Raw genomic sequence first — 16,488 nt, 5'->3', positions numbered from 1 at the left:
AGCTTAGAAAAAATAAAACCACTCTCCTCATAATTTACGAAACAATTAAATAACGTATAGTAAAAAACATTATGTAATATATATTTTAATCATTACTTATTCCATATAGCTATCTTATAGACTGAGATATTCTTTTAGGAGATAGATAATCATCTAAAGCCAGTTCCGAACAATCACAGCCAATACCGGATTGCTTTAATCCTCCGTGCATTAAATCAATACCATATTTAATCCCGTTAATCTGCACTTCTCCAAACTGAAGCAACTGAGCAAATTTATGAGATTTTTTTTCATCATCTGTAAAAATGAAAGAGGATAAACCAGCTTCTGTAGCATTAGCTCTTTTGATTACATCTTCTTCTGAAGTAAAGGACAATACACTAATTACAGGACCAAACATCTCTTCTTGCGCTATAGCCATATGATCGTCAATATGACTTAAAATCGTTGGGGCATAAAAGCTGCTGTTTTCCATGTTTTTAGGGTAACCACCACCAGTTAGTAGAGAACCTCCTTCATCAAGCGCCTTTTTTACATTTGCATCTACTCGTTGCCATGCAGCTTTATCGATCAAAGGCCCCATGTCAATTTGAGCATTTCTATCAAAGCCAACTTTAACTCGCTCTGCTCTTTCCACTAACTTCTGACAAAATAATTCATGTACAGATTGCTCAACAAAAACCCGATTAGGTGTAACACAAATCTGCCCGGCATTGGCGAATTTAACGCCACATATGATATCGGCAGCTAAATCAAGATTAGCGTCTTTACAAACAATCGCCGGAGCATTACCACCTAACTCCATTGAATAGCGTTTGATCGATGTCGCGCCAGCTTTCATAACATGAAGACCTGTTTGAGTAGATCCGATTAACGTAATAAGACTTGGAATTACAGAGCTAGAAAGTGTATCGCCAATTACTGCGTCATCTCCACAGATAATATTAATTACGCCCTTAGGCAAACCTATTTCTGCACAGATTTCACCAAAGGCATAAGTAGATAACGGAGCTTTGAAAGAGGGTTTAATTACAATAGGGCAACCAGCAGCCATTGCAGGGCCGATCTTATAAGCTAGATTTAGCAAGGGAAAGTTCCATGCCAAATAAGCAACAACTACACCTACTGGTTCGTAGGTCATTGTATGGCGAAAGGTACCATCTTTATCGTCAAAATGTTTTGGCTGATACTGATAAATGGCCTCTGAATAAAAATTCAGACTGTCAATCAGCATACTAAAATCTTCTTTTGCTGAGTGCCAAGCTTTACCCATTTCTAAATGAATACATTCACTTAAGTACTCTTCCTTTTTGATCAAAGCATCTCTAAGTTTATGCATCCAAGAGATCCGCTCCTCGATGGGCATAGTTGACCAATGTGGGAACGCATCGTTGGCAGCTCGCAATGCACTATGTGCATCACTTGCGTCAGCCCAGGCTATTTGACCCACCACCTCATTATTTGCAGGATTAATTACTGAAAATGAGCTTTTACTTGATCTAAGTTCGCCACCGATATACAGCTTTTTCATCCAACACCTCAAACATATTAATCTAATTAAACATCATATGTTTAATTTATAGATGAGACAAAACCCTGTCAATATCAATCAGTTCCTGACTTCGTTTTGTAAGCTTGCGAGCCTGCTTTCTGATCGTGGAAGCATGATCGTGAGCCGTTTGAGCACAATATTCACTATTAAGGCATCGTCTGAGTTCACGAGCAATCGTTTTATTGCTTCGTTTCATCTTGGACGCGATGGCTCTTGCCGAAAACCCTAGTTCATTTAGACCTTCAATCTGGTATCATTCTTTTAGCGTCAGTTGCTTATATTGGTTGTTCATTTTTGGACGACCTTGGTGGATTGTGTGAGAACTCGAAGCTTATAGGCAACTGACTATCTTATCTATACCAAGTGTGTCGGTTATTGTTGAGATCTAAGTTTTACTTGACAGGGTTTTGTCTCATCTATAAGTTAAACATATGATGTTTAATTAGATTAATATGTTTGAGGTTTTGGATGAAGAAGCTGTATATCGGTGGCGAACTTAGGTCAAGTAAAAGCTCATTTTCAGTAATTAATCCTGCAAATAATGAGGTGGTGGGTCAAATAGCCTGGGCTGACGCAAGTGATGCACATAGTGCATTGCGAGCTGCCAACGATGCGTTCCCACATTGGTCAACTATGCCCATCGAGGAGCGGATTTCTTGGATGCATAAACTTAGAGATGCTTTGATCAAAAAGGAAGAGTACTTAAGTGAATGTATTCATTTAGAAATGGGTAAAGCTTGGCACTCAGCAAAAGAAGATTTTAGTATGCTGATTGACAGTCTGAATTTTTACTCAGAGGCCATTTATCAGTATCAGCCAAAACATTTTGACGATAAAGATGGTACCTTTCGCCATACAATGACCTACGAACCAGTAGGTGTAGTTGTTGCTTATTTGGCATGGAACTTTCCCTTGCTAAATCTAGCTTATAAGATCGGCCCTGCAATGGCTGCTGGTTGCCCTATTGTAATTAAACCCTCTTTCAAAGCTCCGTTATCTACTTATGCCTTTGGTGAAATCTGTGCAGAAATAGGTTTACCTAAGGGCGTAATTAATATTATCTGTGGAGATGACGCAGTAATTGGCGATACACTTTCTAGCTCTGTAATTCCAAGTCTTATTACGTTAATCGGATCTACTCAAACAGGTCTTCATGTTATGAAAGCTGGCGCGACATCGATCAAACGCTATTCAATGGAGTTAGGTGGTAATGCTCCGGCGATTGTTTGTAAAGACGCTAATCTTGATTTAGCTGCCGATATCATATGTGGCGTTAAATTCGCCAATGCCGGGCAGATTTGTGTTACACCTAATCGGGTTTTTGTTGAGCAATCTGTACATGAATTATTTTGTCAGAAGTTAGTGGAAAGAGCAGAGCGAGTTAAAGTTGGCTTTGATAGAAATTCTCAAATTGACATGGGGCCTTTGATCGATAAAGCTGCATGGCAACGAGTAGATGCAAATGTAAAAAAGGCGCTTGATGAAGGAGGCTCTCTACTAACTGGTGGTGGTTACCCTAAAAACATGGAAAACAGCAGCTTTTATGCTCCAACGATCTTAAGTCATATTGACGATCATATGGCTATAGCGCAAGAAGAGATGTTTGGTCCTGTAATTAGTGTATTGTCCTTTACTTCAGAACAAGATGTAATCAAAAGAGCTAATGCTACAGAAGCTGGTTTATCCTCTTTCATTTTTACAGATGATGAAGAAAAATTTCATAAATTTGCTAAGTTGCTACAGTTTGGAGAAGTGCAGATTAACGGCATTAAATATGGTATTGATTTAATGCACGGAGGATTAAAGCAATCCGGTATTGGCTGTGATTGTTCGGAGCTGGCTTTAGATGATTATCTATCTCCTAAAAGAATATCTCAATCTATAAGATAGCTATATGGAATAAGTTGACTAAGTACTCAACATAGTCTGTTGTGTAGATATTTACTTTATCTTAGGTTTGTAGAAAGTTTTCATTTTCAAGTTCTGCATAAAATGAATTGGTTTCTTCTACTATTTTAATTACTTTACTGGCGATTAATTCAGCCTTTGGTGTAGGTGTTAAACCACGATTTGTCCTTACAAACAGTGGATATGAAAACTCATGACGTAGTTTATTTAATTTGTGGCTTAAAGCAGGCAGACTGAGATGCATTTTTTTGCCGCTTTAGTTAGGTTCCGCTCTTGAAATGACACTTTAAATAAAATAAGAAGATTTATATCTTTGCTACTAATATTCATTATTTCAATTGCTCCGATAAGCTTAATTGATTTTTCTAAAGCTTTTTCTATTTATACTCGGTACTTATTGTTCTGTCACTACTGGCAGTTATTTTATTAAGGGTGTAATAACATGTTTTTTTTAAGTAATTCTAAAGTTGTTACTGTTGGTTTAACGGCTTTTTTTCTAAGTGCATGTTCTGCAGTAGAGCCTGTACAACAGGCAAGTGTTAATGTAAATTTGGAAATAGCTAAACTATTTACTCAATTGCCTGAAAACTGTCCTACACCAGATGCATTTGCGATTGCACCTGATGGTAGTTTGACTCTCTCTTGTCCTAATTATGCAGACTCTGCTCAACCGGGCGTGTTATTGAAGCTGAAACCAGACGGTTCTCATAGTCTGTTGGGTAAAGTAGCAGGTATAAACAATACTGGTAGAGCTCAACCTATGGGGCTTGCATATGCGCCAGATGGTTCATTATTTGTGGTTGATAATCAGGGTAAAAATCAGGGTCGTATCTTAAGACTGACGTTTGAAAATGATGCTATTGCTAGTACGGAAGTCGTTGCGCAAGGCATGAGTAGCCCGAATGGAATTCGCTACCATAAAGGCAAGTTGTATGTGACCCAGTTACGTTTACCGAAGTTTAATACGCAGTTTATAAGTAGTGGTATTTATTATTTTAATGAAACAGATAGGCAGGTTTCTGTTGCAAATGATGGTAGTTCTCCTAATCTTATTTTTACTGCTCAAACAAAAAACCTTGATCGTCAGTTTGGTTTAGATGGACTTATATTCGATAAAGAAGGGCATCTGTATGTTACCAATTTAGGGGACGATGAAATTTACAAACTAACATTAATGCCTGATGGTGAAAGTGTTCACAAAAAAGAAATATATGCTACTGTGCCAAAGGGTACAGGCCCAGATGGCATTGCTATCGACGAACAAGGCAACTTATACCTTGCCGGTTTTACCAGTAATCAGATTGTTAAAGTGCAAACGAATGGCGATGTGTCTGTGCTAGCGAAATATGGTGATAATGATGGGAGTAATGGACAAATTGATCAGCCAGCCGACCTCATTGTCTATGGTAATCAATTAATTATTTCTAATTTTGATTTAATGGCGGGAAAAGGGATTGTTAATAAAGAACATGGTAAACCCTATACTATCTCTTCTATTGATTTGAAAGCGAGTGAATAACTGTTAGCTCTAATATTATCAATGAGCTAGCATATAAAAAGCCCAACAGTTTATTGGTTTAATAAGCTATTGGGCTTTTTTAATTTGTGTGTCCCGTCCTTTATATTGAAAAGACAGTTTCGTTAATCCTGAATTCAAGTCCGAAGTGCGACACTTTTCATTTCAAACAGCCAAGCACATCTGTTTTAAAATAACGGCTGGCTGCTTGAACCCTAAACACTTACTTGGACGATTGTTTATTCGTCTCATCGCGAAGCCTATTCTCTCTTCTGTAACACTTCTTAAATCTGTGCCTTTGGGCACATATTGCCTTAAAAGGCCGTTGCTATTTTCATTTGCTCCACGCTCCCAAGAGCTATATGGATGAGCAAAATACACTTTCGTACCCAATGTTTCAGCTATCTCAGCGTAGTACGCAAACTCTAGACTATTATTCGCTGTGATTGTGTGTACATAATCTTTAAAAGGCATCAATAACTCTATGGTCGCTTCAGTCACATCTTTGGCTGACTTTGAGTTCACTTTCTTTATTAGATAAAAACGCGTCTTTCTTTCCAATAAAGTAACGATAGAACCCGTTCCATGTTTGCCTCAAACAGTGCCTATTTCCCAATCACCAAAACGCTTTTTTGTCTCTACAATGACTGGGCGCTCATCAATAGAGACCTTATTTTTAATCACTTCCGCTTTCGTTCGCTGGCCTTTCCTGTAACGCTTTCTTCCTTGTCTCAAATGGCGATAAAGTGTCCCTTTGTTTCTTTTGTCATCATGGATATATTGATAAATCCATTCATGACTAACAGGAATGCCACAGTTTTTAAGTACATTAGAGACTTGCTCAGGGCTCCAGTCGATTTCAATTAGAATACGAATAAAATCAATCGTTTTTGATGATATACGATATTTAGCGGATGTCTTTCGCCTTATCAAACAAGCTCTTTGAGCTTTGTCAGGGCAATACTCTGTTGCTTTTTTATTCCGCTTTAACTCACGATAAATCGTCGCTCTATGACAATTCAGTGTTCGTGCAATATTTGCCACTGATATTTCTTGCCCTAAAAGAGCCGAAATCTGGTATCTTTTGCCTTCGGTCAACTGCTGATAATTCATGTTGGTGCTGCTTAGTTTTGTGGTGAAAAGAAGTGTACCAACTTCAGCAGTTGGCTTCTTCTACACCTCTTTTGCAGTGTCGCACTTATTATCTGAATTTAGGATTCTGTATCTAGAGACCATTATTAAAGGAAACTGGCCTTTTTAGCAGGTTTTTTTGTTCCTAAATAGGAACATTTTCTTGTTAATTCGATATTTCTTAAGCCTTATCAAAGGCTTTTACTGGGCTGCTTAAGTGAAAATAACTTCGCGTGTAATCTGCCAGCGATTGTCTTCATAAATGAAATCGATACTAAGGGTAACAACTTGTTCAATACCTGTTAAATTTACTTTTCGGCTAATAATTACATGGCCATTTTTTTCGTCTGCTTCCACTAAATGATAATTTGCCCATACACTCGGCGCATTAGTCGATTTAATCGATTCTGCTATGTGATTTTTAAAGGCCACTTTGTTCATCTGATGCAATACATCATTACCGGCCATCATATAAATACGCATATTTTCGTGATACGTCGATTCCAATATATCGAAAACTTGATCAGTGACAGAATGAATAAGTTTGTCTAACGTGGTTTTTACTTCCACAGCGTGTAAAGAATTAGGTGTCATAAAAATTTTCCTTGAGTATAAAATTAAGCGAATACTGGCATCCAAAAGTAGTTATGATTGGCTGCCAATAATGGTTATTACAGTCTTTTACTTTTTAGTGTGTTGGTGCCACATATCAGTGAATATTTTCCACTCACTCTGTTCTTTTTTCATAACAAAAAGATAGGTTCCATCAACATCAAGACCTAATTCTTTTACTTTAACGAAGGCAGTACCAATCATAACTGCTTGAGTGCCATCATCAGATACCATTAACTTGTCTATGGTATGAACTAATTCCCCTTGTTTACTGATAATAAACTGGAATGTATTGCGTGGTTCACCATGGCCAACAACTGGCGCTGTAGCTGGAGCAATCCAAAGGACTTCTTTTGAGTAAAGAGAGAGAAAAGCATCCATATCTTTTTCTACAACGATTTCATTAAAACTGTCATTAAAAGCCTGTAATTCTTTCATTAGAACAGCATTAGTCTCTTTGGCAAATGCTGTTACGGAGAGCGCAGTCGTGGATACAAACACTATAACTAATATTAAAAAACGCATATTTTTTCCTGTTAAATATCAATAAGTAAATTAAGAGGTATAAGTGCCATTGATTGGCAATTTTTCAGTAAGGCCGCGAAGGTAATTAATCCCCATCAACATAGAACTGATACTAGGTCGGGCAAAAGGAACATTTGAAATATCTAAAATTCTCACGTTACCTTCTTCATTAATAATAAATAGACCGGGTTCCGCGAACGGTCTCTGGGCACCCATACCCAAACGTGGTTCAGAAATAAACAAACCCAGCTGCTGCATCTGTTCAATACTTAAATCGTATCCAACAGGAAAATTAGGATTTACTTCAGTCATGTGTAATCGAGCTAATTCTTCCGAATCTGCAGAAACGGCTACTACGTCTACACCCAATTTATTGAATTCTGGCACGGCTTGATTTAATTCATTTAAATACCTTGTACAAAGTGGACAATGCTTACCACGATAAACAATAACCATCTTCCAATCATACTCACCCGTTGGCTTGGCGAGATTGAAAGAACTACCTTCTAATGTATTGACTGTAATATTGGGAAAGCTCTGGCCTGGCTGTAAAACTAATGTACTCATAATTATCCACCTTGTGTTTATGTATCGATCGATATATATTTAACTACAAGATCACGCAAGTCAAGGGGTTTTATATTGAACGATACAAAAAAAATAGGAAGGCCACGCAAATTCAACGAGAGTGAAGCATTGCTGTCTGCCATGAATGTATTCTGGGCGAAAGGATATGATGGCGCATCCCTTAAAGATTTAACGAAAGCGATGGGGATTAGTGGTCCAAGCATGTATGCAACATTCGGAGATAAACGATCTTTGTATCTAAAAACGATTGATCATTACGCTAACGTAGATGCGTGTGAGCCTATCATTGCGTTTGAAAGCGAACCTGATATTGAAAAAGCAGTGAGAGGCTTTTTAAAAGCAGTTATTCATTATGCGGCCGCCCATGAAAATGGTTCTCGGGGGTGTTATCTAGCATCGTGTGCTATTGCAAATATTGATGAGGTAGATGGTGTCGCAGAACGGGTAGAAAAAGCTATTGACGAGACTGATGTTCGCTTAGCGTCACGTTTTGATATTGAAAAAGAAAAAGGGAATTTACCGACTAACTTCCCATCCATTGCGAGAGCTCGCTTAATGTACGACATGCGTCAAAGCTATATGTTTCGTGGTAGGGCTAAATGGTCAGAAATATCATTGCAAGAAGATTTAGAACACAGAGTGATGATGATCATCACTCCAACTGTTATTTTTTAAAAATTATATAGTAAAATTAATATTAACTTTTCTTCACCTGAAGGAGGCTTTTTAGCTCGTTTAAACCGTTCGAGTTAAATATAGGGGAATGGAAGAAAATCTTATGGTTTTTTTAACTCTTATAGCTATCGATAGTTGGAATGCACCAATAAAAATTTTATTGGTGCATATAAGTAATCAATTTCCTCAGAATTGTTAAGCAAGGTTTAGAAGTAAGAAGGTGATAAGTAAGTCGTTATCGTTGCCTTAGTAATGCATAGGTAAAAAAATGTACTAAATCATTGATATATATAGATATTAAATTTAAATTCTAGGCACGATAAAAACATTTACTTATTGATTTTATGGTTTAAATGCAGGATTGAAAATCCTCGTATCGGCGGTTCGCTTCCGTCTCCGGGCACCATGATTAAAGAAAACCTGCTTTTATAGCAGGTTTTTTTTGTGCCTAAATAGGAACAAAATCCTCTCTTCAACTGCTTAATCCTGAATTCAAGTCCGAAGTGCGACACTTTTCATTTCAAGCAGCCAAGCACATCTGTTTAAAAATAACGGCTGGCTGCTTGAACCCTAAACACTTCCTTGGACGATTGTTTATTCGTCTCATCGCGAAGTCTATTCTCTCTTCTGTAACACTTCTTAAATCAGTGCCTTTGGGCACATATTGCCTTAAAAGGCCGTTGCTATTTTCATTTGCTCCACGCTCCCAAGAGCTATATGGATGAGCAAAATACACTTTCGTACCCAATGTTTCAGCTATCTCAGCGTGGTAGGCAAACTCTAGACTATTATTCGCTGTGATTGTGTGTACATAATCTTTAAAAGGCATCAATAACTCTATGGTCGCTTCAGTCACATCATTGGCTGACTTTGAGTTCACTCTCTTTATTAGATAAAAACGCGTCTTTCTTTCCAATAAAGTAACGATAGAACCCGTTCCATGTTTGCCTCAAACAGTGTCTATTTCCCAATCACCAAAACGCTTTTTTGTCTCTACAATGACTGGGCGCTCATCAATAGAGACCTTATTTTTAATCACTTCCGCTTTCGTTCGCTGGCCTTTCCGGTAGCGTTTTCTTCCTTGTCTCAAATGGCGATAAAGTGTCCCTTTGTTTCTTTTGTCATCATGGATATATTGATAAATCCATTCATGACTAACAGGAATACCACAGTTTTTGAGTACATTAGAGACTTGCTCAGGGCTCCAGTCGATTTCAATTAAAATACGAATAAAATCAATCGTTTTTGATGATATACGATATTTAGCGGATGTCTTTCGCCTTATCGAACAAGCTCTTTGAGCTTTGTCAGGGCAATATTCTGATACTTTTTTATTCCGCTTTAACTCACGATAAATCGTAGCTCTATGACAATTCAGTGTTCGTGCAATATTTGTCACTGATATTTCTTGCCCTAAAAGAGCGGAAATCTGGTATCTTTTGCCTTCGGTCAACTGCTGATAATTCATGTTGGTACTGCTTAGTTTTGTGGTGAAAAGAAGTGTACCAACTTCAGCAGTTGGCTTTTTCTACACCTGATTAGCAGTGTCGCACTTATTATCTGAATTTAGGATTACGTTGTTTTAAACTCAGACACATAGCTATTCAGCACATCTGCTTTTTTGTCTAATTGCAGACTTATTTCTGAGGTTTTTTCAGAGAAAGCCGTCATTTCATCAGACGCTATTTTGATTTCATGTATCTGTTTGTTAATGTCATTTGCTACGTAACTTTGTTCTTCAGAGGCTGTTGCTATATGTGTCGACATTTGAGCTACATTATCCAGCTCTGAATGCAATTCTTTTACAGTTTCAAGGCTTCCTTCAACGATCTTGACAGCATGAATACCTTTATTTTTAAGCTCACTCATACTCTTTGAAACATTTTCAGCGCCAAGCTGAAGAGCCTGGATTTGTGTCTGTATACTATTTGTCGACTCTTGTGTACGTGTGGCAAGTGAACGCACTTCATCGGCCACTACAGCGAAGCCTCTACCTTGCTCGCCTGCGCGTGCGGCTTCAATTGCGGCGTTTAATGCTAATAAATTGGTTTGATCTGCAATATCGTTAATGACATTAACAACCACACTGATTGCTGAACTTTCTGTGTTTACTTTGTCTACTAGGATGGATACGTCACCAAGCTCTATAGTTAAGCTCTCGATAATTTCTTTACTTGCTATGGCATTATTTGAACTTTGCTGTGAAGATGAAAATAAGCGCTGTACAGCTTCAGAGGTACGGTGTGCGTTTCGCGATACTTCTTGAATAGACGCTGCCATCTCATTCATTGCGACAGATACACTGTCGGTATTTTGATTTTGAGATAAAGCTTTATTTTGAGATTCCGTCATTGATTTCAGTACAACGGATGTCATTTTTTTAACATCGCCTTCAACCTGGCTAACACCACCTAATGTACTATTAAAACTGGTTAGTAGAGACTTAAAGGTGGCAGCGACTTCTGATAATTCATCATTACCAGACACCTTAACCTCATAAGATAAGTCTTTTTCGGTTGCGACATAATTCATTTCAGCGACTAGGTTTTTTAAAGGGCGAGTAATTGAAAAAATAATAATTAAACAGATAGGACCTAGCACAAAGAGCATAGCGAGCAAAATTCCAACACTTTGCCAGACAGTGGTGCTGGCATCATCGCTTAACTTATTTGCTTGTTTTACGATAGATGATGCTAGTTTTTCACGATAATTTTCAAGTTTCTCCATATTCCTTGATGATTTTTCATACCAATCGGCCGGGTTAAGATCTAATTTTTTCCCCGCTGATATAGTGAAAGCACGTCGTATTTCGAGTATATCTTGATTCTGTTTTGAATCGATGTATTCGTTTTCAAATTCTTCACTAACTGTAGGAGAAACATATGTATTAAAGCGAGCAATTGCATTTTTTACTTCTTTAGTATTTGTTCTCTCTCGTGCGAATACATTATAGTCAATAGATGCCATATAAGTGCCCCTTAACACAATGCCTCGTTCAGTTGAGTAAACATTACTTAACGTGATTAAAGAGGAGTGAGCGTTACTCATTAAAGATAACTCACTATTAAGAGCAGAGAGCTTCATGATTTCGTTAAATATGAGTACAAAATTCTCGGTCGCACGGTCGTAAACGGTTAAGGTCCATATAAAATCTTGGTCTGTCGCTGTGTCATCTTTTATAATATATTGATCGATTTTACTGCGAATATTACGTATATCAGTTAGGCCGTTTTCCAACTGAGATAAGCTTTCGATAACAGAAGGTAGTTTTGTGAGTATCTCTTTATTATTATTGAGATATTGATTAAAAATATTAATTTGTTTGTCAACTGCTTTTCGTTCACTAATTAATCTGTCGGCAAATACGTTACCTTCGCTGCCAAAAGACTCTCCTACTGGTCCAATAAAATTATTTTCTCTAGCAAGAAAGCCATTGGACAAATCACGTTCTTCTTGTACATGTTTTAAGAGTTTACCGGCTTCTTCAGATAGTTCCATCAAAAATGATAAATCGTTTAGAACCGCTTTATCATTTAAAGAATTGCTTAGCTTATTAATTGAAAAAACACTTAACATAAGAATAGGGATAAGAATTAAAAAAATAATACGAGAACTGACCTTTAATTTACGAATTATGCTCATTAGCTGAAAAACCTTCTTACTTTAAAATAGTTATGAAATACTGTGTTTTCATGCTTCTAGGTTTAAGTACAAATTCGGCACTTTTAATTTCAAAACCTTAAGCATTTTTCTTGAAAACTACTGCTGAGTGTGAGTTTTAAAAACTTGATTGGTATCATTGCTCAATGAATAATGTCAAACATTTATCTTCATATGAAAAACGTTTTTACTATTTTTTTGAGACAAAAAAGTCCACTAAGATTTCCTAGATTGCAGCAATAAGTGACACACCCTTATTTAATAATACTTCAATTGGAGTGAGATAGTTTAGCGTCTTTCTAGGCCTAAAGTTAATTAACATTTGTGTGTCTGCAATTTCCTGCTCAGTAAGCTGACCTATAGCGAATCCCTTAGGATAAAAACGCCTCAATAGACCATTGGTATTCTCATTAAGGCCACGCTGCCACGAGTGATAAGGTTTGGCAAAGTAGGTTTTACATTTCAGCGCTTTGGCAATGTTTTGATGGTCTGCAAACTCACCTCCATTGTCAAACGTGATGCTATGGCAAACATGCTTAAAAGGTTTTAACAATTTTTTAATGGCTTTAGAGACCAATTTTTTCGTCTTATTCTTAACACGACAGGTCAATAAAAGCTTGGTGACTCGCTCCGTCAACGTGACGAGGTAGCCATCTTGACCATAAACCGTATCTCCTTCCCAATGGCCTATTTCTTGTTTGTCATCAACCTCTTTTGGACGTTGGTCGATATCGACTCGGTTAGGAATCAAGTGAGCGCCTGCCACTGTGTCTTTACGTGGTTTATAGCGCTTTCCTTGTCTTGCCAGTTTATGCCGCCACCCTTGCTCAAACACAATGCGGTAGATGGTATTACAACAGACTTTTAGTGCTGGCATCTCTCTGGCTAATCGTCCTGCTATTTGCTCTGGGGTGAAGCTCAATTTGAGAGAGCCTTCCACTTTATCAATCAGTTCCTGACTTCGTTTTGTAAGCTTGCGAGCCTGTTTTCTGATCGTGGAAGCATGATCGTGAGCCGTTTGAGCACAATATTCACTATTGAGGCATCGTCTGAGTTCACGAGCAATCGTTTTATTGCTTCGTTTCATCTTGGTCGCGATGGCTCTTGCCGAAAACCCTAGTTCATTTAGACCTTCAATCTGGTATCGTTCTTTTAGCGTCAGTTGCTTATATTGGTTGTTCATTTTTGGACGACCTTGGTGGATTGTGTGAGAACTCGAAGCCTATAGGCAACTGACTCTCTTATCTATACCAAGTGTATCGGTTATTGTTGAGATCTAAGTTTAACTATCTATTTCTTTTAAAAATATATTTTTTAAATATTGGAAAAATCAACGTCAGCAATATAAGAGAAAAGAAAAACAAACTAATCCCTGTTGAAAAAAAAGTATCATAATCACCTCTGGACATTAACAATGCCCGTCTAAAATTACTTTCTGCCATTGGGCCTAATATTAATCCTAAAATAATTGGAGATGGTGATACATTGATTTTCTTAAGAAAATAGCCAAAAACTCCAAAAACAAACATTACAATAACATCAACAAAATTATTTGCTAAAGCATAAGATCCAACAAAACAGAGTAAGAAAATAATTGGAACTAATATTGATTTTGGAACAGTCAAAACTTTTGTAAATAAACGAACACTGCTCAGACCAATAAAAAGCATAAATATATTCGCAATTAAAAGTCCAAGAAAAATAGAGTAAACAATAGTACTATTATTTTGAAATAATAATGGTCCAGGCTGAAGCCCTTGAACAGTAAGAGCCCCAATAAGAATAGCTGCAACAGCATCACCGGGAATCCCAAGAGTTAACATTGGAATCAATGCACCTCCAGTGACTCCATTATTAGCAGATTCTGGAGCAACAATTGCCTCAGGAACTCCTGTTCCATATTTTTCAGGTGCTTTTGAAATACTCTTGGATTGGCCATATGCAATAAAAGATGCAATATCAGCCCCAACACCAGGAATACTACCTATGAATGTTCCTAAAGAACCAAAAACTGCACTATTTTTGATAATAGGTTTCCAATCTGATTTATTGGGTAAAACTTGTGTGACTTTATTAGTAGAAACTGGTTGTTGATATATTTCCTCTACTGCATAAAATGCCTGACTCATTGCGAAGAGACCGATCATTACTGGAATAAAGTTAATACCACTAAATAAGTTTACATTTCCAAATGTAAACCTCGCTACACCAGATATATCATCAATTCCAATTGTGGCAATAAGCATACCTAAAGCACCTGTTAGAAGCCCTAAAATCATCGAACGGCCTGAAATACTGGAAATAATACATAACCCAAAAATAGCCAACATAAAGAACTCTGGCGCACTAAATTTTAGTGCAAAATTAGCTAAATACGGTGAAACCAAAATAAGAAAAACGCAGCTAATGACACCACCTAAAAACGAACTAACTGTTGATATCCCCAAAGCTCGGCCAGCCTCTCCTTTTGAGGCCATTGCGTATCCATCTATTGCTGTTGCCGCTGACGCAGGCGTTCCAGGAGTATTTAACAAAATGGCTGATATTGAACCACCATAAACGGCTCCAACATAAACACCAATAAGCAATAAAATACTATGAATGGCATCCATACCAAAAGTTAATGGCAGCATCAATGCAACACCCATCGTTGTTGTCAATCCAGGTAAACACCCTATAAATATTCCTGCAGCTACACCTAAAAATACATAAATTAATACTGAGGGCTGTAAAACTAAGCTTAATACGTCAACAATCATCACTATTCCTAAAAAACATGCCAAATTTAAATGAAACATTTAGCACGCTACTAAATAAAAAATAAACCACACTAGTTATTAGTAAAGAGCTTCCTAAGTTTTTGTACCATTTATACTGGCCAAAATAAGAAATAAAACAAAACAACAAAAATAAAGTTGAAACAAAAAAACCTAACTTTATCATAGAAAAAAATAGATAATTAAAGCTAAAATACTAAAATAAACTCTTATTTTTTCTTTCGAAAAAATTAAATCCTTCATCTTTTTTTCATTACGATTTCGAAAAGAAATCAGTAGAAATAAAATCGTAAATAGGACAATAAATATACAAATAAGAAGAGGCCAACCACCAGGACCTAAATTACCACTATAACTACTTTTCAAATCAAATGATAAAAAACCAAACAAAATAGAAAAAAATATAAATATAGTTGATAAAAAAATATCACCTTTATTCATGATAACTCCTTAGTAAGCGCCCATGTATATAAAAACATAGGCGCGCTTAGCCTATTGACCTGAAATTAACTCTGCATAAAACGCATCTTCTTTTTGAAGTTTTTTTGCAAAATCATCAGAACCAATAATATCAATATCATTATTAGATACTTTCATGAAAGTACGGAATTCATCAGACTTCGCAGCTTTAAGTATGGCATTAGTTAAATACTTAACAGTACTATCAGGAGTCCCTACCGGTACGCTATAGCCACGCCAAGTACCAATAACAACATCGTAACCAAGTTCTTTTGCCGTTGGAACATTAGGAGCATCAGCTAATCTATCTGGCGCAAGAACAGCCAAAGTCTTCAATAAACCAGCTTCAACTTGCGAAGCAACTTCGGCATATGACACAGACACAGCATCAAGATGTCCACCAAGTAAAGATGTAATCGCTGCAGATGATCCTTTAAATGGAATATGTGAAAACTCAACTTCAGATGCTTTTTCCATTCCAACACCAGCCAAATGCCATATAGATCCAGTTCCAGAGTTACCAAATAATAAATTCTTGTCTTGAGCATCTTTCACTAAACTCTCTAGTGTCGTATAAGGTGAATCAGCAGAAACCGTAATAGCAGCATATCCTGAATTCACTATAGCTAAAGGAATGAATTTTTTATAATCAATATCCCCACCATTACCTGAGTGAGGCAGCATAACTAATTCAGGTGCAACCATTGTAATAGTTTCACCATTTGGTTTTGCATGCATACCATATGACATACCTACAGCACCAGCCCCTCCAGTCCTATTCTCCACAACAATACCTTCTGGAAAACTTGGCTTCAAAGCTTCAGCCAATGCTCTACTAACACTATCAGAGCCACCTCCTGCGGAATAAGGAACAATAATACGTACAGGACTGTCAGGATAACTACTTGCCGCATATGATACAGTCGCACTAGTAATAACTAATGAAGAGATCAACAACGATTTAATTTTATTTTTCATACTCACTTCCTTTCTTTATTTTTATTAAAAAATATTTACAAATCTAGTAAAGGTTCAATATATTATTTATAAAACAGCAACTTAAACTGTGAAATAACTTGTTAAAA

The 16,488-nt window shown here is 37.0% G+C and carries 14 protein-coding genes and 3 pseudogenes; 3 read left to right on the top strand and 14 right to left on the bottom strand.

The annotated features are described in order from the left end of the window. Positions 1–109: 109 nt before the first annotated feature. Positions 110–1,531 (bottom strand): aldehyde dehydrogenase family protein, encoded by a 1,422-nt coding sequence (locus tag AC0L3Y_RS10295; protein ID WP_473461970.1) that lies wholly within the window; start codon positions 1,529–1,531, stop codon positions 110–112. A 73-nt stretch (positions 1,532–1,604) separates the two neighbouring features. Next, positions 1,605–1,799, bottom strand: a pseudogene (locus AC0L3Y_RS10290) (helix-turn-helix domain-containing protein); the annotation flags it as partial. A gap of 221 nt (positions 1,800–2,020) precedes the next feature. Here AC0L3Y_RS10290 and AC0L3Y_RS10285 point away from each other — a divergent pair. Next, a complete protein-coding gene (locus tag AC0L3Y_RS10285) occupies positions 2,021–3,442 on the top strand; it encodes an aldehyde dehydrogenase family protein (RefSeq protein WP_473461965.1) in 1,422 nt (473 codons plus the stop codon). Positions 3,443–3,503: 61 nt separating this feature from the next. On the opposite strand, the gene AC0L3Y_RS10280 is transcribed toward AC0L3Y_RS10285, so the two are convergent. Then, a complete protein-coding gene (locus tag AC0L3Y_RS10280; RefSeq protein ID WP_473461960.1) occupies positions 3,504–3,704 on the bottom strand; it encodes a LysR family transcriptional regulator in 201 nt (66 codons plus the stop codon). A 198-nt stretch (positions 3,705–3,902) separates the two neighbouring features. Between AC0L3Y_RS10280 and AC0L3Y_RS10275 the strand changes: the two genes are divergently transcribed. After that, positions 3,903–4,979, top strand: a complete 1,077-nt coding sequence (locus tag AC0L3Y_RS10275) for a Vgb family protein (RefSeq protein ID WP_473461955.1) — start codon at positions 3,903–3,905, stop codon at positions 4,977–4,979. Positions 4,980–5,141: 162 nt separating this feature from the next. Here the strand turns inward: AC0L3Y_RS10275 and AC0L3Y_RS10270 are convergent. The 4 genes and pseudogenes from AC0L3Y_RS10270 to AC0L3Y_RS10255 all read right to left on the bottom strand — a co-directional run bounded on the left by AC0L3Y_RS10270 (position 5,142) and on the right by AC0L3Y_RS10255 (position 7,811). Then, positions 5,142–6,089, bottom strand: a pseudogene (locus tag AC0L3Y_RS10270) (IS30 family transposase). Between the two features lie 231 nt (positions 6,090–6,320). Beyond that, complete coding sequence (locus AC0L3Y_RS10265) at positions 6,321–6,701, bottom strand: hypothetical protein (RefSeq protein ID WP_473461953.1); 381 nt, start codon at positions 6,699–6,701, stop codon at positions 6,321–6,323. Positions 6,702–6,788: 87 nt separating this feature from the next. Next, positions 6,789–7,244: a YybH family protein gene (locus AC0L3Y_RS10260; protein ID WP_473461949.1), complete on the bottom strand. Its 456-nt coding sequence runs from the start codon at positions 7,242–7,244 to the stop codon at positions 6,789–6,791. A 30-nt stretch (positions 7,245–7,274) separates the two neighbouring features. Continuing rightward, positions 7,275–7,811: a peroxiredoxin-like family protein gene (locus AC0L3Y_RS10255; protein WP_473461944.1), complete on the bottom strand. Its 537-nt coding sequence runs from the start codon at positions 7,809–7,811 to the stop codon at positions 7,275–7,277. A gap of 75 nt (positions 7,812–7,886) precedes the next feature. Here AC0L3Y_RS10255 and AC0L3Y_RS10250 point away from each other — a divergent pair, with 75 nt between their 5' ends. Then, entirely contained in the window at positions 7,887–8,507 is a 621-nt protein-coding gene (locus tag AC0L3Y_RS10250; protein ID WP_473461938.1) for a TetR/AcrR family transcriptional regulator, read from the top strand. Positions 8,508–9,027: 520 nt separating this feature from the next. On the opposite strand, the pseudogene AC0L3Y_RS10245 reads toward AC0L3Y_RS10250, so the two are convergent. From AC0L3Y_RS10245 to AC0L3Y_RS10215, 7 genes and pseudogenes are all read right to left on the bottom strand, one after another. Further along, positions 9,028–9,975: pseudogene (locus AC0L3Y_RS10245) on the bottom strand (IS30 family transposase). A 104-nt stretch (positions 9,976–10,079) separates the two neighbouring features. Next, positions 10,080–12,149: a methyl-accepting chemotaxis protein gene (locus AC0L3Y_RS10240; protein ID WP_473461932.1), complete on the bottom strand. Its 2,070-nt coding sequence runs from the start codon at positions 12,147–12,149 to the stop codon at positions 10,080–10,082. 244 nt (positions 12,150–12,393) lie between these two features. Then, positions 12,394–13,350 (bottom strand): IS30 family transposase, encoded by a 957-nt coding sequence (locus tag AC0L3Y_RS10235; RefSeq protein ID WP_473461928.1) that lies wholly within the window; start codon positions 13,348–13,350, stop codon positions 12,394–12,396. A 103-nt stretch (positions 13,351–13,453) separates the two neighbouring features. Next, entirely contained in the window at positions 13,454–14,926 is a 1,473-nt protein-coding gene (locus tag AC0L3Y_RS10230; RefSeq protein ID WP_473461923.1) for a tripartite tricarboxylate transporter permease, read from the bottom strand. Beyond that, positions 14,916–15,110 (bottom strand): tripartite tricarboxylate transporter TctB family protein, encoded by a 195-nt coding sequence (locus AC0L3Y_RS10225; protein ID WP_473461917.1) that lies wholly within the window; start codon positions 15,108–15,110, stop codon positions 14,916–14,918. Before AC0L3Y_RS10225 ends, AC0L3Y_RS10230 begins: the two co-directional genes overlap by 11 nt. Further along, the gene (locus tag AC0L3Y_RS10220) at positions 15,107–15,385 is read right to left on the bottom strand and encodes a hypothetical protein (RefSeq protein WP_473461911.1); all 279 of its coding nucleotides are present in this window, start codon (positions 15,383–15,385) and stop codon (positions 15,107–15,109) included. The genes AC0L3Y_RS10225 and AC0L3Y_RS10220 overlap by 4 nt, the downstream gene beginning before the upstream one ends. Before the next feature lie 51 nt (positions 15,386–15,436). Continuing rightward, complete coding sequence (locus AC0L3Y_RS10215; RefSeq protein ID WP_473461906.1) at positions 15,437–16,381, bottom strand: Bug family tripartite tricarboxylate transporter substrate binding protein; 945 nt, start codon at positions 16,379–16,381, stop codon at positions 15,437–15,439. Positions 16,382–16,488 lie beyond the last annotated feature (107 nt).

The organism is Marinomonas sp. GJ51-14 (genome assembly GCF_055808695.1).
This window is presented reverse-complemented; position numbering and strand designations above follow the sequence as displayed.

Bases quoted from the DNA above. Each gene is read 5' to 3' on its own strand.
- AC0L3Y_RS10295 (WP_473461970.1), bottom strand. From the start codon at position 1,531: ATGAAAAAGCTGTATATCGGTGGCGAACTTAGATCAAGTAAAAGCTCA.
- AC0L3Y_RS10285 (WP_473461965.1), top strand. From the start codon at position 2,021: ATGAAGAAGCTGTATATCGGTGGCGAACTTAGGTCAAGTAAAAGCTCA.
- AC0L3Y_RS10280 (WP_473461960.1), bottom strand. From the start codon at position 3,704: ATGCATCTCAGTCTGCCTGCTTTAAGCCACAAATTAAATAAACTACGT.
- AC0L3Y_RS10275 (WP_473461955.1), top strand. From the start codon at position 3,903: ATGTTTTTTTTAAGTAATTCTAAAGTTGTTACTGTTGGTTTAACGGCT.
- AC0L3Y_RS10265 (WP_473461953.1), bottom strand. From the start codon at position 6,701: ATGACACCTAATTCTTTACACGCTGTGGAAGTAAAAACCACGTTAGAC.
- AC0L3Y_RS10260 (WP_473461949.1), bottom strand. From the start codon at position 7,244: ATGCGTTTTTTAATATTAGTTATAGTGTTTGTATCCACGACTGCGCTC.
- AC0L3Y_RS10255 (WP_473461944.1), bottom strand. From the start codon at position 7,811: ATGAGTACATTAGTTTTACAGCCAGGCCAGAGCTTTCCCAATATTACA.
- AC0L3Y_RS10240 (WP_473461932.1), bottom strand. From the start codon at position 12,149: ATGAGCATAATTCGTAAATTAAAGGTCAGTTCTCGTATTATTTTTTTA.
- AC0L3Y_RS10235 (WP_473461928.1), bottom strand. From the start codon at position 13,350: ATGAACAACCAATATAAGCAACTGACGCTAAAAGAACGATACCAGATT.
- AC0L3Y_RS10230 (WP_473461923.1), bottom strand. From the start codon at position 14,926: ATGATTGTTGACGTATTAAGCTTAGTTTTACAGCCCTCAGTATTAATT.
- AC0L3Y_RS10225 (WP_473461917.1), bottom strand. From the start codon at position 15,110: ATGATAAAGTTAGGTTTTTTTGTTTCAACTTTATTTTTGTTGTTTTGT.
- AC0L3Y_RS10220 (WP_473461911.1), bottom strand. From the start codon at position 15,385: ATGAATAAAGGTGATATTTTTTTATCAACTATATTTATATTTTTTTCT.
- AC0L3Y_RS10215 (WP_473461906.1), bottom strand. From the start codon at position 16,381: ATGAAAAATAAAATTAAATCGTTGTTGATCTCTTCATTAGTTATTACT.